1 protein-coding gene is annotated in these 339 nt (G+C 32.4%); it reads left to right on the top strand.

Annotated elements, in window-relative coordinates; translation table 11 throughout:
- Positions 1–34 precede the first annotated feature (34 nt).
- Entirely contained in the window at positions 35–241 is a 207-nt protein-coding gene (locus ACJ5GX_RS06885) for a putative solute-binding protein (protein ID WP_495292834.1), read from the top strand.
- The last annotated feature ends 98 nt before the right edge of the window (positions 242–339 follow it).

Below are 339 nucleotides of genomic sequence, written 5' to 3' on the forward strand. Positions count from 1 at the left end.
AGCGTTTCAAACCTGATATTATTGCCGTCGATCGATCAACCGTTTAGAAGCAACCATTCCAGCAAAATACAAGATGAATTTAACGGCTGAAGATAAACTTAAATATCAAAAGTTAATGCGTGACGGTCGTTTAGAACTGACTAAACAAGGTATTTATGATGCAGGTATGATGTCAGTACTGAAAAAAGCACGCTGTTCAGTAGATAAAGCCAACTTTGAATGTACCCTTGGCGGTGAATAATACAATTGAGTATTTCAATATTTGCAATAAAAAACCAGTTTTCATAAACTGGTTTTTTATTGCTCTCTTTTTAAATTTAGAATCATATATTTAAATTA

It is taken from the genome of Wolbachia endosymbiont of Tuta absoluta, assembly GCF_059414725.1.